This window comes from Bacillus sp. AY3-1 (genome assembly GCF_008368785.1).
Lineage (GTDB): Bacteria > Bacillota > Bacilli > Bacillales > Bacillaceae_G > Bacillus_A > Bacillus_A wiedmannii.
Window position 1 is genome coordinate 519,935 of the sequence record NZ_QORZ01000016.1, and the last position, 22,038, is coordinate 541,972.

24 protein-coding genes and 3 pseudogenes are annotated in these 22,038 nt (G+C 34.0%); 23 read left to right on the forward strand and 4 right to left on the reverse strand.

Annotated elements, in window-relative coordinates:
• Positions 1-14 precede the first annotated feature (14 nt).
• The 3 genes and pseudogenes from DN389_RS13925 to DN389_RS13935 form a co-directional block, all read right to left on the reverse strand.
• Positions 15-686, reverse strand: coding sequence for a TerC family protein (locus DN389_RS13925; RefSeq protein WP_088082048.1), 672 nt, complete (start codon positions 684-686; stop codon positions 15-17).
• 112 nt (positions 687-798) lie between these two features.
• Positions 799-1,460: pseudogene (locus DN389_RS13930) on the reverse strand (DUF3841 domain-containing protein).
• A gap of 184 nt (positions 1,461-1,644) precedes the next feature.
• Positions 1,645-2,472 carry a peptidoglycan-N-acetylglucosamine deacetylase gene (locus tag DN389_RS13935; RefSeq protein WP_060487153.1) on the reverse strand — a complete coding sequence of 276 codons (828 nt, stop codon included), beginning with the start codon at positions 2,470-2,472 and terminating at the stop codon, positions 1,645-1,647.
• Between the two features lie 565 nt (positions 2,473-3,037).
• Here DN389_RS13935 and DN389_RS13940 point away from each other — a divergent pair.
• The 23 genes and pseudogenes from DN389_RS13940 to DN389_RS28805 all read left to right on the forward strand — a co-directional run bounded on the left by DN389_RS13940 (position 3,038) and on the right by DN389_RS28805 (position 20,918).
• Positions 3,038-3,427 (forward strand): VOC family protein, encoded by a 390-nt coding sequence (locus DN389_RS13940; protein ID WP_098802914.1) that lies wholly within the window; start codon positions 3,038-3,040, stop codon positions 3,425-3,427.
• Between the two features lie 11 nt (positions 3,428-3,438).
• Positions 3,439-3,624, forward strand: a pseudogene (locus tag DN389_RS13945) (cysteine synthase family protein); the annotation flags it as partial.
• Positions 3,625-3,865: 241 nt separating this feature from the next.
• The gene (locus DN389_RS13950) at positions 3,866-4,549 is read left to right on the forward strand and encodes a DNA alkylation repair protein (RefSeq protein ID WP_075307548.1); all 684 of its coding nucleotides are present in this window, start codon (positions 3,866-3,868) and stop codon (positions 4,547-4,549) included.
• A 16-nt stretch (positions 4,550-4,565) separates the two neighbouring features.
• Positions 4,566-5,267 (forward strand): nucleotidyltransferase domain-containing protein, encoded by a 702-nt coding sequence (locus DN389_RS13955; RefSeq protein WP_149237286.1) that lies wholly within the window; start codon positions 4,566-4,568, stop codon positions 5,265-5,267.
• 15 nt (positions 5,268-5,282) lie between these two features.
• Positions 5,283-5,828 (forward strand): GNAT family N-acetyltransferase, encoded by a 546-nt coding sequence (locus tag DN389_RS13960; RefSeq protein ID WP_088063774.1) that lies wholly within the window; start codon positions 5,283-5,285, stop codon positions 5,826-5,828.
• 34 nt (positions 5,829-5,862) lie between these two features.
• Positions 5,863-6,363: a GNAT family N-acetyltransferase gene (locus DN389_RS13965; protein WP_098047767.1), complete on the forward strand. Its 501-nt coding sequence runs from the start codon at positions 5,863-5,865 to the stop codon at positions 6,361-6,363.
• A gap of 15 nt (positions 6,364-6,378) precedes the next feature.
• Positions 6,379-6,900 carry a DinB family protein gene (locus DN389_RS13970; RefSeq protein WP_098802911.1) on the forward strand — a complete coding sequence of 174 codons (522 nt, stop codon included), beginning with the start codon at positions 6,379-6,381 and terminating at the stop codon, positions 6,898-6,900.
• Between the two features lie 69 nt (positions 6,901-6,969).
• The gene (locus tag DN389_RS13975) at positions 6,970-7,908 is read left to right on the forward strand and encodes a DMT family transporter (RefSeq protein WP_098802909.1); all 939 of its coding nucleotides are present in this window, start codon (positions 6,970-6,972) and stop codon (positions 7,906-7,908) included.
• A gap of 56 nt (positions 7,909-7,964) precedes the next feature.
• A complete protein-coding gene (locus DN389_RS13980; RefSeq protein ID WP_088063933.1) occupies positions 7,965-8,375 on the forward strand; it encodes a GNAT family N-acetyltransferase in 411 nt (136 codons plus the stop codon).
• A 300-nt stretch (positions 8,376-8,675) separates the two neighbouring features.
• Positions 8,676-9,866, forward strand: a complete 1,191-nt coding sequence (locus tag DN389_RS13985) for a DUF418 domain-containing protein (protein WP_149237287.1) — start codon at positions 8,676-8,678, stop codon at positions 9,864-9,866.
• 197 nt (positions 9,867-10,063) lie between these two features.
• Positions 10,064-10,675, forward strand: coding sequence for a hypothetical protein (locus tag DN389_RS13990; RefSeq protein WP_149237288.1), 612 nt, complete (start codon positions 10,064-10,066; stop codon positions 10,673-10,675).
• Positions 10,676-10,695: 20 nt separating this feature from the next.
• A complete protein-coding gene (locus tag DN389_RS13995; RefSeq protein WP_149237289.1) occupies positions 10,696-11,943 on the forward strand; it encodes a glutathionylspermidine synthase family protein in 1,248 nt (415 codons plus the stop codon).
• Positions 11,944-12,267: 324 nt separating this feature from the next.
• Positions 12,268-13,068 (forward strand): BA2930 family N-acetyltransferase, encoded by an 801-nt coding sequence (gene aacC / locus DN389_RS14000; RefSeq protein ID WP_131233603.1) that lies wholly within the window; start codon positions 12,268-12,270, stop codon positions 13,066-13,068.
• 12 nt (positions 13,069-13,080) lie between these two features.
• Entirely contained in the window at positions 13,081-13,770 is a 690-nt protein-coding gene (locus DN389_RS14005; protein ID WP_048566190.1) for a phosphopantothenoylcysteine decarboxylase domain-containing protein, read from the forward strand.
• Positions 13,771-13,907: 137 nt separating this feature from the next.
• Positions 13,908-14,381 carry a tetratricopeptide repeat protein gene (locus tag DN389_RS14010; RefSeq protein ID WP_137036125.1) on the forward strand — a complete coding sequence of 158 codons (474 nt, stop codon included), beginning with the start codon at positions 13,908-13,910 and terminating at the stop codon, positions 14,379-14,381.
• A 12-nt stretch (positions 14,382-14,393) separates the two neighbouring features.
• Positions 14,394-15,443, forward strand: a complete 1,050-nt coding sequence (locus DN389_RS14015; protein WP_149237290.1) for a hypothetical protein — start codon at positions 14,394-14,396, stop codon at positions 15,441-15,443.
• Positions 15,436-15,922, forward strand: a pseudogene (locus tag DN389_RS14020) (NUDIX hydrolase). The gene DN389_RS14015 and the pseudogene DN389_RS14020 overlap by 8 nt, the downstream one beginning before the upstream one ends.
• Before the next feature lie 169 nt (positions 15,923-16,091).
• Positions 16,092-16,616, forward strand: a complete 525-nt coding sequence (locus DN389_RS14025; protein ID WP_088122401.1) for a ribonuclease FAU-1 family protein — start codon at positions 16,092-16,094, stop codon at positions 16,614-16,616.
• A 171-nt stretch (positions 16,617-16,787) separates the two neighbouring features.
• Positions 16,788-17,543 carry an ABC transporter ATP-binding protein gene (locus DN389_RS14030; protein ID WP_088122400.1) on the forward strand — a complete coding sequence of 252 codons (756 nt, stop codon included), beginning with the start codon at positions 16,788-16,790 and terminating at the stop codon, positions 17,541-17,543.
• Between the two features lie 18 nt (positions 17,544-17,561).
• Positions 17,562-18,548 (forward strand): aliphatic sulfonate ABC transporter substrate-binding protein, encoded by a 987-nt coding sequence (locus DN389_RS14035; RefSeq protein WP_149237291.1) that lies wholly within the window; start codon positions 17,562-17,564, stop codon positions 18,546-18,548.
• A 16-nt stretch (positions 18,549-18,564) separates the two neighbouring features.
• A complete protein-coding gene (locus DN389_RS14040) occupies positions 18,565-19,413 on the forward strand; it encodes an ABC transporter permease (protein ID WP_098802898.1) in 849 nt (282 codons plus the stop codon).
• 76 nt (positions 19,414-19,489) lie between these two features.
• Positions 19,490-20,602, forward strand: coding sequence for an FMNH2-dependent alkanesulfonate monooxygenase (ssuD, locus tag DN389_RS14045; RefSeq protein ID WP_098802896.1), 1,113 nt, complete (start codon positions 19,490-19,492; stop codon positions 20,600-20,602).
• A 223-nt stretch (positions 20,603-20,825) separates the two neighbouring features.
• Positions 20,826-20,918, forward strand: coding sequence for a putative holin-like toxin (locus tag DN389_RS28805; RefSeq protein WP_001289320.1), 93 nt, complete (start codon positions 20,826-20,828; stop codon positions 20,916-20,918).
• Between the two features lie 228 nt (positions 20,919-21,146).
• Here the strand turns inward: DN389_RS28805 and DN389_RS14050 are convergent, their stop codons facing one another.
• Positions 21,147-21,968 carry an HNH endonuclease gene (locus DN389_RS14050; RefSeq protein ID WP_060487133.1) on the reverse strand — a complete coding sequence of 274 codons (822 nt, stop codon included), beginning with the start codon at positions 21,966-21,968 and terminating at the stop codon, positions 21,147-21,149.
• Between the last annotated feature and the right edge of the window lie 70 nt (positions 21,969-22,038).

Sequence of the window (22,038 nt, forward strand, 5' to 3'; positions counted from 1 at the left end):
ATATAACGTTGTCATTATATTGAATTATCTTTCGTTTTTTGTTTCATCTTTCCAAAGAATACTACACCGGCAATGATAATAATGATAAATGCCCATTTTATGAAAGGATTACTTTCGAAAAATCCAGCGAACCATTTCTCATCTACAATCATTTTCGCAGCAGTATAAGCTAAAACAGCTGCTCCAATCGTAATGATGACAGGGAATCTATCGACCCATTTTAAAATTAAGGTACTGCCCCATACTACTACTGGAATAGATACTAATAGTCCAATGATTACTAAAGAAAAATTACCATGCGCAGCTCCTGCAACAGCGAGAACATTATCAATTCCCATTAATGCATCAGCTATAATAATCGTTTTAATAGCAGACCAAAATCCTTCTTCTGCCTTAATATCATGATCTTTACCTTCAGCAATTAATTTGTAAGCGATCCATATAAGGAGTACACCACCAATTAGAAGTAGCCCTGGTATTTTTAATAACCAAACGACAACTAAAGTAGCGAGGGCTCTAATCGCGATTGCCCCGATAGTTCCCCAAATAATAACTTTCTTTTGCTGATCTTTCGGTAATCGCCTTGCTGCTAACCCAATTACAATGGCATTATCACCGGCTAACACTAAATCAATTACAATGATGGCAAGTAAGGCAGACAAATATTCGGTTGAAAGAAAATCCATATACACATCACTCCTTAAGAGTAATATGTGCTAAAGTGTTGATAATATAAAAAATAGGATTGAATTTGTATACTCAATCCATAATTTCTTACTGTATTTTGATATATATGTTTTAATTCCGTATAAGTCGCTTTTGCAATTTTTTTGCTTGTCGTTTCTTTTTCTTAATTTTCGATTCATCTTTTTGATACGATTTTCTTTTCTATTATCCCAGTTATCACTTCTGATTTCATTAATAGATTTATCTTCCTTAGCACGAAAACGTCTGATTTTTTTTACAAAGGAAAGGGGGATTTTGCCGATAACACCTTGTTTTTCTAATGAGGCCTCTTTACCTTTATACCAATCAGGATGAGATAATAAATAGTCGAAGTCGAATATTAATCTGTACTCTTCATCCATAAAAGTAAACCAGTCTTTTAATGTTCGTTTATTTGTTTGATGAAAATACATAGAGCTAGCAGTCATGGCACAACACCAGTAACTAATATCACTCCATAGTACCCATTCATTCGGCACATCAAGTGTTAAAATTACCATTTTTGAATTTTCTCTACCCCAGGCTTTAGCATTTCGATCTGGATAATTATTTGCTTCCCAGACCCAAATAGGATAGTTACCTTCGTAGTGGGGTAATCTTTTTTTAGCTACACGTACCATCCAATCGTATGAGTATATAAAATCGGGATCGATGTTTTCTTTACTTCCTTCTAAATAACCAAGTTTTTTAAATTGTTTCCATGCTGTTTCAGTTTGAACTGTATATACTATCATGTGACACCTACTCATTTAAACTAGCCTATAGTATAACATGACATGTTTTTAAGTTAAATTAATGTGATTCTTAATTTCTATTCATATAAGGGGAGGAGGGAGTTGAATTGAATATACGAGAAGTAATACCCAATGCGATAAAAAAAGACTCAATAACCTACTAGAGGAAATAGAGTCTTTTTCATTACATACGATTATCGTGCCAGAAGTTTAATGGGAAGTGTTCGTTCTCACTATAACTTTCTAATTCATATCCTTTTTCTTTCAGCCCTTTAATAATTCCAGGTACTGCTTTAACGGATTGTGGATGAATGTCGTGCATAAGAATAACTTCTGTCGGTTTGTTAGCACCATTTAGAACGTTTTCGACAATTTTAGCTGATGCAGCGTCAACAGGCATTTTGTTATATTTCCAGTCTAAAGAATCAATTGTCCAATCCCAAACTTTCAAGCCATTTTCTACAACTTTGTTACGAAGAGCTTCGTTTAATCCTGGCATTGAACCGTAAGATGGACGAGTTAATACTGGTGATTTACCTAGAACGCCAGCGATTAAGCCTTGGTCTTCCTTCATTTCATCTACGTAATGACCTTCTGTGTAAAGTTTCTTGTAGTTATGAGTCATACTGTGCATCCCAACATAGTGGCCTTCAGCATCTTCACGTTTTACAAGATCAGGGAATGCTTTTACGTTTGAACCAATTAGGAAAAATGTTGCTTTTGCATTTTCTCTCTTTAACATATCTAAAAGCTCAGCTGTGTATTTTCCAGGACCATCATCAAATGTTAAATAAGCTACTTTTCTAACTTGCCCATTATATTGTTTTGGAGCTTCTTTCGGTGCAAGAGATGATTGAATTTCACTTACAAGTTGAACAGATTTTGCTTCATCCTCTGTACTTGCTAGAGCAATATGTGCTGATCCTAAAGCTGCTTCGTATGTAAATAATACCCCCGCGCAAATCAACATAGCCCTTTTTACTAAAGTTGTCATTCGAATTCCATTGTGCATAATTTTCCTTCTCTCTATAAAAGTTCTACTCTACTATATTAGCAATTATAGGGAGGTAATTGCAAAAAAACTTTTTTACAAGTGCAAAAAAGTTTGTTCAAAAATATGCAAGATTTTGTATCAATTGCAGTCTTGAAAAAACAGGGTGATTTGAATGTTTATTATGAAAATTTTCAGGAATTAAATTTGGTTCTTCTAATAATGATGTAGGTGGTTTTTAGGAGAATCGATATCAAAATGAAAGGGGACTAATCATACTTTCGTAGCATTTCATTTTCATTCCAATTATTGATTCGAATATTTTTGTTTTCTATTAAAATATTGGTATAGAAAAAATTAAATTTTAGTCTGGGGAACATTGGATATTATCGGAAGAACTATTTATTTCATCTCAATATTTACATAACTACTTTTATATGAATTTAGTACTAAAGACCTACTATTTATAAACTAATAGGTCTTTCAACTTAGGTAGTTCTCACACTAATGAGGGATATGAAAGGAAATATATGTAACTTATAATAATTACTATAAAGCTTTGGAAAATGAAAAGGAGGAGATTTGCATGAAGAATTGGGTTCAATTTAGAATGGCAAGACCAACAGATAAATTTGAAGAAGTTATAAGTTTTTATGAGACGGGGTTAGGATTAAAGCGTATAGGAGAATTTCACAATCATGAAGGATATGATGGAGTTATGTTTGGATTACCGGATGCCGAGTATCATTTGGAGTTTACAACGCATGTTAATGGAAGTCCATGTCCGGCACCGACAAAAGATAATTTACTAGTTTTTTATATGCCTAATAAAAATGAAATTGAAAAAATAGTGAATCGATTAAGTAATATGGGCTATCATGAGGTAGAACCAGAAAATCCGTATTGGATAGAGAAAGGGACCACAATAGAGGATCCAGATGGTTGGAGAATTGTACTTATGAACACATTTGAATAAAGAAGCTCTTTTTGTATGAAATAGCACGTTTTTATAATGAAACTGGTATGAAAATAGGGACGTCTGCGGCAGCGAATTTATTAGCTGCTAAACAAATTGGAAAAGAAAAAGGTGCGAATTTTAATGTAGTTACAGTTTTTCCGGACGCAGTGTCTATAGAAGAGTGGTCAGATGTAAAGAGCTTACAACAAATATAGAGAAAATCGAATAAATAAAAGTTCTTTCATATTCTATTTCTTATACTTTGGAAAATTGATGAAATGAAAACCTGTATATGTAAAATGTACAGGTTTTTCGTGGTTGTGTTAGTTATCTGTAGAAACTTTAAAATTTCACATACCGTATTTAAAGAAATAAATATAGGAAAACCAAAAAGTAATGTAGAATATATCGTACATACATATATGAAGTCAACATAAAAGATAAAGAGGTGGGCATATGTTACTTGAAGAAGTAATGCAGCAACTAGAGGAATATGGAACAGAACAAAATCGTAAAACGTATAAAAACCACGGAGCGAAAGAGCCACTATTCGGAGTTAGTTTTGCCAATTTAAAATTGTTAAAAAAGAAGATAAAAAAAGATCATGATTTAGCAATTTCATTATGGAAAACAAAAAATATGGATGCAATGACTTTAGCAACAATGATTTTAGAACCAAAGAAAGTTACGACAGAACAGCTAAACAAATGGGTACAGGAAGTTGATTATTATTGTTTAATGGACGTTTTGATGACAGCTATTTGTACGTCGCCAATCGCGATAGAAAGAATGGAAGAATGGACAAAGTCTGATGATGAATGGATTGGAAGAGCAGGATGGTCTCTATTAGCAAATATAGCGATTAAAAATAAAACGTTACATGATGAATTCTTCACTCCGTATCTAGAAGAGATTAAAGCAAATATACATAATGAAAAAAATAGAAAAAAAGAAGCGATGAATAGTGCTTTAATCGCGATAGGAATTCGTAATGAAGACTTAGAGAGAAAAGCGATTGAAATTGCACGTGAAATTGGGAAAGTACAAGTTGACCATGGGGCAACGTCATGCAAAACACCAGACGCAGAACCGTATATACAAAAGGCGAGAGAAAGAGCTGAAAAAAAGAAAGTGAAATAAGAAAAGGGGAACGGTTATGAAACCAATGAAAGCAGCACAAAGCATAATTACATCACAATTTCCGAATTGTGATGTAGCTTTACTGGGAGGAAGCGTTGCAAGAGGTGAAGCGACAAAAACATCTGATTTGGACATTGTTATAGTTGATCAAAGTTTAACGTCTTGTTATAGAGAATCTTTCTATAGTAATGGATGGCCTGTTGAAGTGTTTGTACATAATTTTGAAACGTGTAAAACCTTTTTTAAAATGGATTGTGACCGAGGAAGACCTTCGTTACCACAATTAGTTTCAGAGGGTATTGTATTAAAAGGAGAAAATGAAATTGTTGAGAAATTAAAAAGAGAAGCAAATGATTTACTAAATAAAGGGCCAGCTAAATGGACTGAAGAAATGATGAAGCAAAAACGGTATTTTATTACGGATACTTTGGACGATTTTATTGGTGCATCAAAAAGAGAAGAAGAATTGTTTATCGCGAATTTATTAGCTGATTTATTACATGAATATGTATTAAGAGTAAATGGGAAATGGCTTGGAAGTTCAAAATGGTTTATAAGGGTACTTAGAAAATATGATGAACATTACGCAGATCAATTTGTAGAGGCGTTCGATCATTTTTATACAACGGGTGAGAAAAGAAACTTAATTACTTTTGTAGAAAAAACGCTAGAACAGTATGGAGGAAGAATGTTCGAAGGGTTTTCTATAGGAAAATAAAAAGGGGATAGCATAATGAATGTACCAATCGTTCAATTAAGAGAACTGACACTAGATGATGTAGAAGAGCGATATCAATGGTCATTAGATAAAGAAGTGACAAATCATTTAGTTGTACCGGATCAATATCCACCGTTCACTCGTGAAGATACGAAAAAGTGGATTGAAGCATGTATAAATCGAAAAAATGGTTATGAACAAAGAGCTATCACTACAGAAAACGGCATACATATTGGGTGGGTAGATCTTAAAAACTTTGATAAAACAAATAAAAATGCAGAACTGGGAATCGTAATTGGTAATAAAGAGTATTGGGGTAAAGGATATGGATTAGCAGCCCTATATAGAATGTTACATGTGGGATTCTTTGAATTTGAATTAGAAAAAGTTTGGCTACGTGTAGATGAAGATAATTTTCAAGCTAGAAAGAGTTATGAAAAGGCTGGTTTTGTTTGTGAAGGATTAATGAGAAATGATCGATTACGTCAAGGAAAGTTCATTCATCGTTATCGTTATAGTATGTTAAGAGAAGAATACGAATCTATAAATAGTAGTTTATAAAAATATTATGTTAACTTAAAGGAGCTGGAGAAATATGATTCGATTACTTACGAAAGAAGATGCAAAACAATATTGGGAGTTACGTTTACAGGCATTACAAGTAAATCCAGAGGCATTTGTAACAACTTATGAAGAGGCGATTCGTCAAGAAAATCCTATTAAGCGAGTGGAAAATAATTTAACAGCTACTACTAGCTGTACATTCGGTGCTTTTAATGAAAAGAATCAATTAGTTGGAGTGGTTACTTTACTAACAGAAGAGAAAGAGGCGTATAAACATAAAGGTCATATCGTTGCGATGTATGTAGATGCAAGTAATCGAAGAAGTGGTCTTGCACGTGAGTTAATACGTAAGGCAATTGAAAGAGCAAGAGAAATGAGCTTAGAACAATTGAACTTAGGTGTTGTATCTACAAACGAACCAGCAAAAAAATTGTATGAATCAATGGGCTTTAAAACGTATGGGATTGAAAAGAGAGCTATAAAGATGAATGGTGTGTATAGTGATGATGAACATATGGTCTTGTTCTTTTAATAGAGGGAGTTTAGTATGAAAGATCTCCATTTAGAAAAAAATATGAACCCGCAAGTAGCAATTTTGTATGCGACGGTTACTGATACATTTAAACGACTGCAAAAGTTAGTAGAAGGTACTGATGAGAAAGAACTGTCCTTCAAAGGGGCAGAAAATAATGAAAACAGTATTGGGCAACTACTTCAGCATTTAGCAATAGTCGATTTACACTGGGTGTACCGTTTAAAAGGAGAGGAAGTTCCACCGACACTTGAAAATAAATATGGACCAATGTTGAATGAAATGGGAGGATTGCCTAGTTTAAGAAAGTATAAATTACAAGAATTAATGCAAGCTTATGAAGCGGTGCAACATATGTTTTATGAGGAGTGTATGAAACTAACAGAAAATGATTTAACAAGGGAAGTTTTTTATGAGAAGGGAGAAACTGCGACTATAAGGTGGGGAATATGGCATATAGCCGATCATAATCGGTACCATCAAGCTCATATTAGTCAGTTAAGAAGACTATATAGAGCTAGAATAGATGCGAGATAAAGATTTCGAATTTTAATTATATTTAATTTGTTGTATAGTATAAGAAGAAACTAAACAAGGAGTTTTATAATGAAAGCTATTGCAGTAGGGATATTGGCATCATTTTTCTTTGCCTTTACCTTTGTTTTAAACCGGGCGATGGACTTAGAAGGTGGAAGCTGGATTTGGAGTGCTTCATTACGGTACTACTTTATGGTTCCAATGCTTTTACTTATTGTCATGTATAGAGGGAACTTAAAGCAACTCCTTCAATATATGAAAAATAATCCGAAAGAATGGTTAGTGTGGAGTGTCGTTGGATTTGGTCTTTTTTATGCACCACTTAGTTTTGCCGGAGCTTTTGGACCTGGTTGGCTTGTTGCATCAACATGGCAAATTACGATTGTCGCAGGAATTTTGTTAACACCATTTTTTGCAGTAGATCCATTACATAAAAAACTTCCAATAAAGGAATTAGTTATGTCTGGGGTTATTTTATGCGGTGTTGTACTCATGCAAGTAGAACATGCTTCTTCATTAGGAATTCGAGAAACCGTTTTATGTGTAGTTCCTGTACTTATTGCAGCGTTTGCGTATCCTCTTGGAAATCGAAAAATGATGCAAGTTTGTAAAGGCGAATTAGATGTATTCCAGCGAGTTCTCGGTATGACATTAGCAAGTTTACCATTTTGGTTTTTACTATCTGGTTATGAAGTATCAACAGGCGGATTACCGTCAAGTAGCCAAGTTTTCCAATGTTTTATTGTAGCAGTTAGTTCTGGTTTAATCGCGACAGTACTATTCTTCTTTGCGACAGATCTTGTAAAAGATGATCCACAAAAACTAGCAACAGTAGAAGCAACACAGTCCGGTGAAGTTTTATTTGCGCTAGTAGGAGAGCTTATCTTACTATCTGCGCCAATTCCGTCATCTTTATCTTGGATCGGAATGAGTCTTGTTATTGTCGGAATGATACTACATAGTTATGTAGCGGTCGTTGTGAAAAAAGAAGAAAAAATAACAGCGTAATGAGATTAGCTCTTTATAGAAAGAGCTAATCTTTTTTCATGGAAAGGAATGTAGAAATGAATTTGCAACGCGTGGAACAAATTGTGAAAGATCCAATTTTAAATGTGTTACAGTATGCAGTCGGGCCAAGTGAAACTAGCTTAAAGAAAGCAGTTTTATATTATGAGAGTAATAAAGGGACTTTGTACAGATATGAAGAAGAGGCTTGTATAGGTATTGAAATAATCGGAGCAAATAAAGCGAGAATATGTCACATAGCAGTCGCTCCACAATATCGTAATAAAGGAATTGCGTTGCAAATGATAAAAGAAGTAGTAAAAATGCTTCAATTAACTTATATAGAAGCAGAGACAGACAATGAGGCAGTAGAATTTTATGAAAAAATTGGTTTTCAGGTTAAAAGTTTAGGAGAAAGATATCCGGGGATTGAAAGATTTCATGTGTATTTTAAAAATAAAACATATTAAAATCATCTTAGAATATAATATCCGGAATAGGATTTGAAGAAATAGTTCGTTTTATATGTATCCCGCTATTTGTGCACAGTAAAACTCCCACCTCAAAATTTGGCTGGAGTAAGGAAGCTAGGTGGAAGCCCTGAAGCTCGTAAAAACCCGATTGGTACGGAATAATAATTAGTGGGTGATGAACGAAACCGCCACTGCTTAAAGTTTCACTTTATTTGTTTTAATTTTAATAGCAACTAGTTATTAGTTTTTGATAAAAATGTAAGAAAGGTTAGTTGATGCTAAGAAAGGAAGTAAAATATGAGTAAGTCAATAAATAATGTAACAATTGAGAAGAAGCGTGCAGTCTCTTTAGATTTAGCAAGGGGTACTATGTTACTATTAATCGTACTTGCTCATGCACCGCTTTACTTGTATGCTGCAGATCCTGGAATTATGCACAGGGTGGAAAGCGGAAGTTTCTTTGATCAAATTGTAAACCTTTTTGGTATATTCATAATTGATAACCGTGCAAGAGCGATGTTTGCCGTATTATTAGGCTACGGTTTGGTTCTAGCACTTGAAGGGCAAATATCAAAAGGGAAAAATGAAAATCATGCTGTAAAAATAGTAAGAAGACGCTCTTGGTATTTAATACTGTTTGGGGTTGTGTTAGCAGTCTTAATTGGAGGGCAAGATATTCTTATGGCCTATGGTGTAGCGGGGCTTCTTGTTAGCCCGCTATTAAAGTGTAAAATGAAAACATTAATTCGAACATTTACGATTATCACTATATTGTATATCATTTTTATTCCAATAATATGGGGATTTAATATGCAAGCAATAGGCGATTACGGTTTTTCACCAGATGTTTCAGCAAAAGACACGTATCTAAGTACTACAATGTTACGATTACTTTTCTTTCCTGTTATACCTGTTCTCATCCATTTTATGTTCCCAATTCTTCCTTCGGTAATTCTTGGTTTGTGGATTGCTAGATATCAGTTATTAATAAAACCAGAGCAAAATTTGAAAAAATTATATTATATAACAATTATAGGATTAGCAATTTCCTTAATAGGTGCTTTGCCTCTATCTTTTATAGGGACTTTATGGTATCCAAGTGTATTTACAGCTGGAATGATAAATGGAATTCATATTTTAACTGGAATTGTTGGAGGATTAGCATATGCAACGGGTTTCGGTATAATAGGGAGTAGATTGAAAAATCTAGGGTACTTTAGCCTTTCATTAATTGCTTTGGGAAAGCGCTCATTAACATTTTTTGTTTTGAATGAGGCACTGCTTGTTATACTTTTATCACCTGTAGCATTTGATTTAGGAGGGCATGTAAGTAACGCTCTTGCTGCATTGATAGCTATAAGTATTTGGATATTGTCTGTCATATTAGCTACAATAATGGAGAAAAACAATCTGAATGGACCATTAGAGATTTTATTGAGACGTTTAATATATAAAAATAAAACAATTGAAAGACGACCCGGATATTAGGTCGTCTTTCAATTTATTATAGTCTATAAATAAAATTATAATCTAATGATAGTTTGTTTTTATTCATGGAATAAAAAGTATAAAATATGCAAATATGCAAATGTGCATATAGGCTTTAGTTTGAAAAAATTAACATATACATTATATAATAAAGTTATATGGAAAAATATAGATAAAAGAAATTAGGTGTATAACACATGAGAATGGATAAAAGTAAATTTATAAAAATTGCTACTTCAATAGGGGTATCATCTTTTTTATTAACTGGATGTGGCGATTATGAAGAAGATACTGCTCAACAAGAAAGTACTGCTGTTAAAACGGATGGTGGAAAACAAGGAAATGAACAAGAAACTTTACATTGTGATGATAAAACTCCTACCAATGAAAATGTAGAAAATGATGAGTTATGCCAGGAAATTAATCCATCGTTTTCATCGTATAATGAAAACTCACATTTACCGATACTGCCATTCGTAGCGGGATATTTATTAGCAAGCAGAACTTCAAATATGAATTATTCAGCAAAACCCAATGTAATGAAAAAAACGTATGCAAATAATATTATTCCATATCGTGAAAAAGACCAAAGTAGAACTGGTGGCAGCGGTGGTGGAGGATACTACGGTGGAACTAACAGTAACAACAATAATTCTTCCAATAAAGTAGATTTAAACAAACAACAGCCCAATTCCTCAAATAAAGTGACGCCAGATACAAATACGCCGAAATCATCTACTACTCAAACGCCGAAAGTGAATTCTGGTTCAAGTGGAATTGGAAACGCAAAAGCGCCAGCCGGATCATAACACGAAAGGATAATAGGATCATGTATACAGAACAAGAGCAGAAAGAGTATATGAAAGTATGGTTTTCACTTGCGGAAGAGGCTGGTCGGAATGGTTTTACATGGCCGAGTCTATTAGAAAATGAAGAATGGAATCAATATATGGCAACAGGTATGTATCGTATGCCAGTAAAAACTTATACTGCTATTTCAAAAGCGACAGAGGAAGTTATGTACGTGTTATATAGAACGTATCAATATATTGTCAATACAACAGAAGATTTTCAAAAACTAGGATTTCCAGCTGAAACGTGGGAAATTGCGAGAATGAAACATATTGGTTTGTTTTCATATTTTACAAGGTTTGACTTTATCGTAAATGGTGAAGATATAAAGTTAATAGAAGTAAATTGTGACACACCAACAGGTTATTTAGAGCCGTCTGTCGCAAATGAAGTGTTATGCCGTTATCACGACGTGAATCACCCAAATCATATAGAAGAGCATATTGTGCAGGCGTGGGAACAAATTAAACATGACTATAATATAGGTCCTGAAGAGACGATATATTTTACTAGTTATGATTGGCACGATGAAGATCATCAAACAGTTCAATTTTTAAGAAGCTATTGCTTAGATCAATCAACAGACTATATAGGAATACAAGATATCGTCGTTACAGATGATGGTATATATACGCCAAGTGGCGAACGAATCCATTATTTATATAGACTATATCCAATTGAATATTTAGTTTCAGATACCGATAAAAATGGGAAAAGAATTGGACTTCAGCTTTTAGATCATATAGCGCAAGGAAGAGTGAAAATTATTAATCCACCTGCTTCTTTTCTTATGCAAAATAAAAGTGTACTCGCATTAATTTGGCAACTGTTCGAAGAGGGAATTTTCTTTGAGAAAGAAGAGCGAGAAATCATTCAGAACTACTTCTTGCCAACATATTTTACAAATAAACCGTTTATAGAAAGAAATGAATCATATGTTTCTAAACCTTTATACGGCCGTGAAGGCGGAGGAGTATCTATATACGAAAATGATGAACTATTGGCTGAAGATAAAACGAAGTATTACTTTGAACAACGGAAAATATATCAGCAATACATAGAAATGCCTGACTATACAATTGACACATGGGATGGTCCGTATACTGGTAAACTATTAATTGGTTCACACTGTATTAGCGGGAGAGCCGCAGGGTTATTTTTACGTGTAGGCGAGAAAATAACGGGAAACTTATCGATGTTTACAGGGGTTACAATTGAAGGGTAAATGAAACGGAAGAGCTTATCAGTTGTGATGGGCTCTTTCGTTTATATATAGTGTTTGTATTGTTTTGACGTATCACTTTTATTTTTCTTCATACTGAAAAAACGTATGTAATTAAGCAAATTAGTTCAAATAGTAGAAAAGAGAATAAAGTTTTTTTATTTATCTGCTATTGTTATTTGAGATCGATATATTGTCATTTGATTATTATGCATGTGAATTTATAACCTTTTTTTGAAGTGACAGAAATGATTAAGTTAAAAATTAAGAAAAATATGATAATATATGTATGTATTAGTTTTAAAAAATGGGGGAACAATCGTGAAAATGAATGACATAGTGGCAAGTACACAATTGCCAAATACAATCAAAACAATTACAAATGATTTAAGAGAATTAGGGTTAGAAAAAGGAATGACGGTTATTGTGCATTCTTCGCTCAGTTCTATTGGCTGGGTATCTGGCGGAGCCGTTGCGGTAGTAGAGGCGTTAATGAAAGTTATTACGGAAGAGGGAACAATTATTATGCCAACTCAATCTTCGGATTTATCTGATCCGAAACATTGGTCAAGACCACCTGTACCTGAAGAATGGTGGCAAATTATTCGAGATAACGTCCCGGCGTTTGAGCCACATATAACACCAACAAGGGCAATGGGAAAAGTAGTTGAATGTTTTCGTACATATCCGAATGTAGTACGTAGCAACCATCCATTAGGAAGTTTTGCTGCATGGGGAAAACATGCGGAAGAAATAACGATGAATCAGTCGCTATCAATGAGTTTAGGAGAGGAATCTCCATTAAGAAAAATATACGATTTAGATGGATACATATTATTAATTGGTGTTGGATATGATTCCAATACGTCTGTACATTTATCTGAAGTACGTACTGGTGCATGTGAGTTAATAAAAGTAGGGGCACCAATTATAGAGAATGGTGCAAGAGTATGGAAAGAGTTTGTTGATATGGATTACGATTCTGATAAGTTTGTAGAAATCGGTGTAGAGTTTGAGCGAAAAGGAACTGTAACAAATGGAAAAATAGGAAATGCAACGTGCCGTCTTATGAAGCAACGAGATATAGTTGACTTTGGAACAGAATGGTTTCGTAAGAAAAATCAGTAGGGGATGGTTACAATGAAGGGGAAAAAGGTATTAATTACGAGTGGTGGTTGTTTAGAAAAATGGGACCAAGTGCGTGGTCATACGAATATGGCAAAAGGAACAATTGGTAGAATAATCGCTGAAGAGTTTATAAGTAAAGGAGCACATGTTATATATTTACACGGTTATTTCGCTGAGAAACCGAACGATGTAAACAATCAATTAGAATTACACCCATTTGAAGGAATTGTTGATTTACAAGATAAAATGAAAAGTATAATTACACATGAAAAAGTCGATGCGGTCATTATGGCAGCGGCTGGATCAGATTGGGTTGTAGACAAAATTTGTGATCAAGATGGTAATGTTCTTAATATGAATGGGAAAATTTCAAGTGATATAGCGCCAATTATTCATTTTCAAAAGGCTCCAAAAGTATTAAAGCAAATAAAAGAGTGGGATCCAGAAACCGTACTCGTTGGCTTTAAACTTGAAAGTGATGTAAATGAAGAAGAATTGTTTGAAAGAGCGAAAAATAGAATGAAAGAATCTAAGGCAAATGTAATGATTGCAAATTCACCACATTCTTTATATTCACGTGGAGCGGTGCACTACGTAATTGGACAGGACGGTAAAGGGAAGTTATGTAATGGGAAAGATGAAACGGCGAAAGAAATTGTCAAAAGGTTAGAGGTACTATGTAATCACATTACTGCTTTATAATTTTAAGTATTTGGATAAGAGTGAATCCGCATAGTATATATAGGTAAGCGAAACTTTAATTTATGGGAATTTTACTTTTACACAAACGTTAACCATTCAAGAGGGATACATAAAATAATTGGTGAGGAGTGGATTCTATGGAACATTTATTAAAGCAAGCGATTAAACTAAGAAATGAAAAGAAATATGCGCAATCTAGAGAGATACTAATGGGGTTAACCAATTTTACGCGGGATGCAGAAGTGCTTTTTCAATGTGCCTGGATACATGATGTAATGGGACTTGAAACAGACGCTGTGCCGTATTATGAACAGGCAATTGCAAATGGTCTTGATGGTGAGTCACTTTGCGGTGCATATATCGGTCTTGGAAGTACATATCGTTGTATAGGTGAGTATGACAAAGCAATTACAGTTTTAGAAACAGGTTTGCAGCAGTTTCCGGATAATGACGTGATAAAAGTATTTTTATCATTAGCAAAATATAACGTTAACGATCATGAATCCGCGATGAAATTATTACTTGAAACGGTTATAAAAGTAGACGAAGTTAAAGAATTTGAACGTGCGATTACATTTTATAAAGATCATTTAAACGAGGTTTTTAAATAGAGGAGTGAACGTATGAATGCCACACTATCACGAAGGCGAAAAGGCATTTGGATTGGACTCGTATCTTTCATCTTGTTATCAAACTATTTATTGTATGCCCTTCCGATTGTAACAGCCGCTCCGAAAGAAGTAGTGCTTGGTTCTTTATTAGATTGTATGTTTGTAATTCCGGTTATTACATATTTCTTTATTATTCGAAAAAGATACTCGCTAACGTATATATTTCCTGTCGTAATAGCTGGATATATATTTGCGAGATTTATTATTCCAAGTGACTATTTACAAGCTTTTTCAAACGTTTCTTATATTATAGTTGCGGGAGAAATTGCTTTTGTAGGTCTAGAACTATTCTTGTTGTATAAAATTGTTAAAGTACTTCCTAATACAATCAAAAGATATAAAGAATATAGAAGAGAATATTCTTCATTTTCTTATGCGATTGATGCAGCGTTGGATGCTACTATGAAAAGAAATAAATTAGTAGATATCATTGTAACAGAGTGTAATTTAATCTATTATGCATTTTTATCGTGGCGTGCAACAGTACAGGAAGGTGAATCTGTATACTCATATCACAAAAAGACTGGTGCAATAGGTGTATATATTATGATTATCCATGCAACCTTAATAGAAAGTATTGGTTTTCATTATTTGCTTCATCAATGGAATCCAGTAATAGCATGGATTTTACTTATATTAAACGTATATGCAATGTTTTATTTTTTAGCTGAAATACAAGCAATGCGTAAAAATCCAATTATTGTTACAGAAGAACGAGTAATCATTCAAATCGGATTAGGAAAGAAAATTGTTATACCATTTACACAAATTGATAAAATTGCATTTTATAAAGGCGAACCTTTAAAGAAAGAAAAAGAAGTTCTTGACGCAACTGTGATGGAATTTATAAAGGAACCTCCAACATTTGAAATAACGCTAAAAGAGCCAGTGAAAGCACAATTGTTATATGGATTTTCTAAAACAGTAAGTCGTGTTCACTTAAATGTTGATGAGGAACGGAAATTTTATGATGCGGTTATAGAGAAGTTGAAGCATGAATAATGCTACTAATTTTCATCGTGCGTTTGGTGCGTATGGCATTTGTATCGAAAACAATAATTTATTAGTAATTGATAAAATTAAAGGTCCATATAGAAATCGTAATGATCTACCTGTTGGTAGTTTAGAAGATGGAGAATCATTATTAGCTGGACTTCATAGAGAGATTAAAGAAGAGACTGGGCTAAATGTAACGGTAGTAAAACAAGTAGGTACAATTGATTTTCAATTTCCATCAAAATTTAATGAGTACACACATGTACATCATATCGCAGTTTTTTACTTTGTAGAAAGGTGCGGAAGTGAATTCAAAGTTACCGGAACAATTTGAAGAGCAAGATTCATTAGGAGCTAGATGGATTCCAATAGAAAGTATTACTGAAGATAATTCATCTCCTCTTGTATGTAGTGCTGTAGAGTGGTTAAAAGAATCTAAGTTTAGTTTAGAAGTAAAGGCTTACAAATCATGGGTTATAAAATAATAATAATAATACTGGAGTTCCTTCTAATTTAGAAGGGGCTTTTTTGTGAAGTAGAAAATGAGATTACATAAATATTAACTTAAAAAAATGAATGAATTGACTGGACGCTTTCTTAGTGGAAATATAAAGGGATATAATGAAAGAACTAAAATAAAAGGGGAAATAAAAATTGAGTTGCTTACGTACGTCAGACATTGAAATTATTGAAAGAAAAATCCGATATGATGGTACAACCATAGATCATGCTTGTTTACTAATAGAAGCGCAGCAGGACAAAATTATTTTATATCATGAAGTACAGTATTCTTTTACGATGGCAGCAAACGATAAGAAGTTAACAATCCCGAAAGGAAGTTATACAGTTGCATATTACTGGGGAAATCGTCCATATAATTTATACGTTTGGAGAGATCAGGATGGGGGGTATCTAGGTTCGTATTTTAATATTGTAAAGAATACATGTATAACGGATGAAGTGGTATCCTTTGAAGATTTAATCCTTGATATTATGATACTTCCAAGTGGAGAATTTTTTATATTGGATGAGGATGAATTACCTGAGTCGTTAGAACAATTTGAAGACGGGTATGTAGAAAAGGCTCTTCATACAGTCAAAAACACAATTCAAGAGTCACTTCCAAAAATCATTTCAGAAACTGCTACTCTTTATAAAAAAATAAATATCGTTCATTAAAACCTAGTTGACTTATCGGAAATATTTGTATAATATGTAGTTAATTCTATAACGTATTGCTGATTGGAGAAACCAAAGGCATTTTATCTATTGATAAAATGCCTTTGGTTTTTTTATTATACAAATGCTGAATCTATTCATTTAAATGAATCATTTCAAGGAGGGGAAATTGTGACTGTTTCAATTGATGGGGTATCAAAATATTTTTCGAAACAAACTGGTACGGTTCAAGTGTTAGAAGATATTAATTTTCAATTAGAGAAAGGGGATTTTGTCACTGTCATCGGACCGAGTGGTTGTGGGAAAAGTACGCTTTTGAAAATTGTTGCGGGATTAGATAACGAATTTGAAGGTGAAGTTATCATCGATGGGGAGCAAATTGTAAAACCGAGTAAAAAACAAGGTTTTATTTTTCAAGAACATCGTTTATTTCCATGGTTAACAGTTGAAGAAAATATCGCTGCAGATTTATCGTTAAAAGATAAATATGTAAAAGATAAAGTAAAGGAATGGGTTGAAATCGTTCGATTAGACGGTTTTGAGAAATCTTATCCGAAAGAAATTTCAGGTGGTATGTCACAACGTGTTGCGATTGCGAGAGCTTTACTAAGAGATCCGAATGTATTGTTACTTGATGAACCATTCGGGGCACTTGATGCTTTTACTAGAAGTCATTTGCAAGAAGTACTGTTAAATATTTGGGAGCAGAAGAAAACGACAATGTTATTTGTTACTCATGATATAGACGAAGCGATATATCTTTCAAACCGACTTATCATCATGAGTGCAAAGCCTGGAAAAATACATAAAGTGATTGAAAATAATTTACCTTATCCACGTAGTAAAACATCGGAATTATTCCAAGAAATTCGTACGAAAGTATTACAGCAGTTTGAACGCGGAGGACTGATTCAAACGAGTATATAGGAAAAGGGTGGATTATATATGTATAAAAAAGGAAAAGTTCTTTCTTTTGCATTAGCTATATCTATATTTTTATTAGGGTGTGACAAAAGCACAGCGAGTAGCAAGAAAGAAGATGTAACAATACAAATTGGTATACAGCAAGGATTAAGCCCGCTCTTACTGGCACAGAAAAAAGGGTGGTTTGAAGAGGAGTTAAAAAAAGAAGGAGTTAAGGTGAAATGGACAGAGTTTCAAAGCGGACCTCCTTATTTTGAGGCAATCGCATCAAATCGGTTGGATTTTGGTGAAGTGGGGAACTCCCCAGTTATTTCAGCGCAAGCTGCAGGTATTGAATTTACTGAAATTGCTAATACAAGTTATGCGAGAAAAGGAACAGGGATTCTTGTACAAAAAGATAGCAAGATTACGAGTGTAAAAGATTTAAAAGGTAAAAAAATTGCAGTAGCAAAAGGAAGTAGCGCATTTAATTTATTATATCGAGCATTAGAAAAAGAAGGTATAAATGCGAAAGATGTAAATGTCATTCAACTGCAACCAGATGAAGCGCAGCCGGCATTTGAATCCGGATCAGTAGATGCATGGGCCGTTTGGGATCCATTCATTTCACTACATACGTTAAATAAAGGGGCAAAGGTTATTGCAGATGGTGAACGATTAAATGTTTCTTCACCAGAGTTTTTAATTGCGAGAACAAAATTTGCGAAGGAGCATCCAGAATTAGTTGAGAAATTCCTTAAAGTTTATGAAAAAGCTCGTGTATGGCAAGAGTCAAACTTAGATGAAGCGATAAAAATATATACTTCTGCAAAGAAAATAGATGCCGAAATTGTAAAAGAAGTGTTTAATCACGACAAACCAATTTTAGTTCCGGTAACGAAAGAAATAATAGCCGAACAGCAAAAGACAGCGGATTTTCAATATAAGCTCGGCTCTATAAAGAAAGAAATCAAAACAGATAAAGTTGTAGATAATTCTTTCGTAGAAAAAGCATTAAAGGCGAAATGAAAAGAGGTTTTGTAAATTGGAGAATACGAAAGCTTTTATGAAAAGGGCGAGTATAACGATTGGCAAAAACAATGTAAAGAAAGTGCGAAAGAAGAATGGAAAAGTGCTAGTAAGAGCGATTACTATACCGATTATCGTATTAATTATTTGGCAGTTAGCCGGCGTATTCGATTTAGTTTCTAAAACAGTTTTACCAACGCCATTAGATATATTACTAGCTTTTCAAGAACTTATAAAAACAGGAGAGTTATTCGGTCATTTAAGTATTAGTGTATTTAGGGCTGCGGCTGGTTTCTTTATCGGCGGGAGTTTAGGAATTATTTTAGGAACGATTGTTGGATTTTCAACGAGAAGTGAGCAATATTTAGATCCATCTGTACAGATGTTAAGAACTGTACCCCATTTAGCTGTTGCGCCACTTTTCGTATTATGGTTCGGTTTTGGAGAAACATCGAAAGTATTATTAATTGCGGACGGTGCATTTTTTCCTCTATACGTAAACGCGTTTTTAGGGATACGAGGTGTAGATTCAAAGTTATTCGATGTTGCCAGAGTGTTAGAGTTTAGTAAAAGAAAATTAATTACAAAATTAATTTTACCAGCAGCATTGCCGAACCTATTACTAGGAGCAAGATTATCATTAGGAGTTGCATGGGTGAGTTTAGTAGTAGCAGAACTTATGGGATCTACAGAAGGTATCGGTTATATGATTATGGATGCAAGGCAATTTTCAAATACAGATATCGTATTTGTCGGCATTATTATTTTTGCATTCGTTGGAAAGTTTTCTGATTCACTCGTACGTTTACTAGAAGTGAAGTTTTTAAGATGGCGAGATAATTTTAAAGGAGAGACAGGGAATTAACATATAAATTATTAGGGGTAATTTATATAGAGTATGTTAGTATACGTTTCAAAATAAATAAGGGGTGTGTAAAGGTATGGAATTATTATGGTTTATTCCGGCGTATGGAGATGGTCGATATTTAGGAACGACAAAAAGAGGAAGAGCAGCTGAGTATGGTTATTATAAACAAGTTGCAACTGCAGCTGATTATTTAGGATATTCGGGTGTATTACTTCCAACTGGTCAAGGGTGTGAAGATCCATGGGTGTTGGCATCAGCTCTTGCGGCTGAGACAGAGAAATTAAAATTTTTAGTAGCAGTTAGACCAGGGCTAATGTCACCGACAGTTGCAGCGAGGATGGCATCTACATTTGATAGAATTTCAGATGGGAGATTACTTATTAATGTAGTAGCTGGAGGAGATCCTGTTGAATTGCAAGGTGATGGATTGTATCTTGAACATGATGAAAGATATGAAGCAGCAGATGAATTTTTAAAGGTTTGGAAGTCAGTATTACAAGGTGAAACAATCTCTTTAGAAGGAAAACATATTAAAGTTACGGAGAGTAAAGTTGTATTTCCTCCGGTTCAAACACCGTATCCACCAATTTATTTTGGCGGATCGTCCGCTGCAGGTAAAGAAGTTGCGGCTGAACATAGTGATGTATATTTAACTTGGGGAGAGCCACCAGAGCAAGTGAAAGAGAAAATAGATGAAGTAAAAAAACTTGCGGAAGAGAAGGGGCGTAACGTACGATTTGGTATTAGACTACACGTAATTGTAAGAGAGACAGAAGAAGAAGCATGGGAAGAGGCTGAAAGGTTAATTCAATATGTAGATAATGAAACAATTGAGCTCGCTCAAAAAACATTTGCAAGATATGATTCAGTTGGACAAAAACGAATGACACATTTAAATAAAGGAACGAGAGAGTCGTTAGAGATAAGTCCTAACTTATGGGCTGGAATTGGGCTTGTAAGAGGTGGTGCTGGCACTGCGCTTGTTGGAGATCCGCATACAGTAGCAGAAAGAATAAAAGAATATGAAGCGTTAGGAATTGATACGTTTGTATTATCAGGATACCCCCATTTAGAAGAGGCATATGAAGTGGCAGAACTGTTATTTCCTTTATTGAAAGACGAGAAGGAACAAGAAAATAAAATTGTTGGTGAAATGATAGCTGATGCATATGCATTAAAAAAATAGTGAGAAATAAAGTTGAACCAATCGGCCATTAACAGGCAGTTTCACCTATGTTTTGCTTCATTTTGTTTACTGCCTGTTAATACGGGATAAAAAAACTCGCAAGTATTTCACTTGCGGGTTTTCGTCGTAAACTATTAGAAAATATGGTAAAATTAAATAGTAACTTAAGGTACGGTTGGTTGTTCAATTATCACTTCTCCAAATAGGAGGGGGGTGATAATACGTGAGTGAAATAGCGTTGCTACTGCAGGGTGGACTGTTTCTCGTTGCATTGTTAACGTTCGTCGTCGTTTTAATAGACAAGCTCAAAAAATAACAACCCACCTATGCCAATAGAATGTGGGTTGTTTTGTTTGTAAGAAACAAATAGGATAAATGAACAATCCAATCTGCTAAGTTACGTGGACTAGTGTGTAGCCGCACACTGGTCTTTTTTATTTATTTACAATTAATAATTGGTTTATGTGATTGTATTGTTCTTTTCATACTTATTATAACACAGTGTCTTTTCATCAAGAAAGGAGACCGTATGTTCTGATTTCGATTAAATAGTAGGTTTTTTTTCTTTAAATAGCCCATCCATATACTGTTTTAAAGTTTGGACATAAAATTCCTGCCTATTTACATCATTTACGCCGACAATTGGAGATGAAAGTTCATATCTCTTTTCTGATAAATGAACGACAACGTCAAATATATCAAATAGACGAATGAAACAGAACAGGCCATCTTTATCACTTAATAAAATAAAGTAATGGTTCTCGCTATTTGTATTTAATGTATTCCATAAAGAACTTTTACTTAAATCGCGAACTATACTTTTTTCTTTTAATTCCATAAAATCGGCATTTGATAGAATGTTAGAAATAACAATCGCATCTGGATCTTCAAAATAGCCATCAACAGCTTGGACAGCGAAAGTATAAGCTGTTTTTAATACACTCATTTTGTATTTACGGTTATCTAAAAGTAATTCACGTTGAATAGAGCTAGCTACTTTCGTTACACGTTCTTCTTTCCAAATTTCATTATGTAGCGAAATATCGTGCTTTTTACATAGTTTCATAATTAATGCATTGGAATAAAGTATTTCATCACTTACTTCAACAACATCTGTCTCAGCAGCCGCAAGTTCCTCACCATGTTCATTCGTATAGAGCGGGGAATCAATTTGTTTTTTCATTTGCTCAATCTTAAATTGACTTAATTTATGCCGAATTAAGGGGCGATCAATATTTGCTGTCATTTGTTCATGGCAAGTATCACAAATTGAGTTTGTGAAATAATATCCACATAATATTTCGGGGATGACATATTGTTCACTAAGTTCTTTCGTATCTTTTCTGCATATGATGCATTGTGTCATTTTTATCACCTTTACCTGCAAATTTGTATGTAATCTCATTGTAGTGTATTTATTGGTATTTTGGAATATT

Excerpts from the sequence above, each read along its gene's own strand:
- DN389_RS13960 (WP_088063774.1), top strand. The coding sequence starts at position 5,283 with ATGAATGTACCAATCGTTCAATTAAGAGAACTGACACTAGATGATGTA.
- DN389_RS13935 (WP_060487153.1), bottom strand. The coding sequence starts at position 2,472 with ATGCACAATGGAATTCGAATGACAACTTTAGTAAAAAGGGCTATGTTG.
- ssuD (WP_098802896.1), top strand. The coding sequence starts at position 19,490 with ATGGAATTATTATGGTTTATTCCGGCGTATGGAGATGGTCGATATTTA.
- DN389_RS14050 (WP_060487133.1), bottom strand. The coding sequence starts at position 21,968 with ATGACACAATGCATCATATGCAGAAAAGATACGAAAGAACTTAGTGAA.
- DN389_RS13975 (WP_098802909.1), top strand. The coding sequence starts at position 6,970 with ATGAAAGCTATTGCAGTAGGGATATTGGCATCATTTTTCTTTGCCTTT.
- DN389_RS14010 (WP_137036125.1), top strand. The coding sequence starts at position 13,908 with ATGGAACATTTATTAAAGCAAGCGATTAAACTAAGAAATGAAAAGAAA.
- DN389_RS13970 (WP_098802911.1), top strand. The coding sequence starts at position 6,379 with ATGAAAGATCTCCATTTAGAAAAAAATATGAACCCGCAAGTAGCAATT.
- DN389_RS13965 (WP_098047767.1), top strand. The coding sequence starts at position 5,863 with ATGATTCGATTACTTACGAAAGAAGATGCAAAACAATATTGGGAGTTA.
- DN389_RS14005 (WP_048566190.1), top strand. The coding sequence starts at position 13,081 with ATGAAGGGGAAAAAGGTATTAATTACGAGTGGTGGTTGTTTAGAAAAA.
- DN389_RS14015 (WP_149237290.1), top strand. The coding sequence starts at position 14,394 with ATGAATGCCACACTATCACGAAGGCGAAAAGGCATTTGGATTGGACTC.
- DN389_RS14035 (WP_149237291.1), top strand. The coding sequence starts at position 17,562 with ATGTATAAAAAAGGAAAAGTTCTTTCTTTTGCATTAGCTATATCTATA.
- DN389_RS13925 (WP_088082048.1), bottom strand. The coding sequence starts at position 686 with ATGGATTTTCTTTCAACCGAATATTTGTCTGCCTTACTTGCCATCATT.
- aacC (WP_131233603.1), top strand. The coding sequence starts at position 12,268 with ATGAATGACATAGTGGCAAGTACACAATTGCCAAATACAATCAAAACA.
- DN389_RS13980 (WP_088063933.1), top strand. The coding sequence starts at position 7,965 with ATGAATTTGCAACGCGTGGAACAAATTGTGAAAGATCCAATTTTAAAT.
- DN389_RS13950 (WP_075307548.1), top strand. The coding sequence starts at position 3,866 with ATGTTACTTGAAGAAGTAATGCAGCAACTAGAGGAATATGGAACAGAA.
- DN389_RS13995 (WP_149237289.1), top strand. The coding sequence starts at position 10,696 with ATGTATACAGAACAAGAGCAGAAAGAGTATATGAAAGTATGGTTTTCA.
- DN389_RS13955 (WP_149237286.1), top strand. The coding sequence starts at position 4,566 with ATGAAACCAATGAAAGCAGCACAAAGCATAATTACATCACAATTTCCG.
- DN389_RS13985 (WP_149237287.1), top strand. The coding sequence starts at position 8,676 with ATGAGTAAGTCAATAAATAATGTAACAATTGAGAAGAAGCGTGCAGTC.
- DN389_RS13940 (WP_098802914.1), top strand. The coding sequence starts at position 3,038 with ATGAAGAATTGGGTTCAATTTAGAATGGCAAGACCAACAGATAAATTT.
- DN389_RS13990 (WP_149237288.1), top strand. The coding sequence starts at position 10,064 with ATGAGAATGGATAAAAGTAAATTTATAAAAATTGCTACTTCAATAGGG.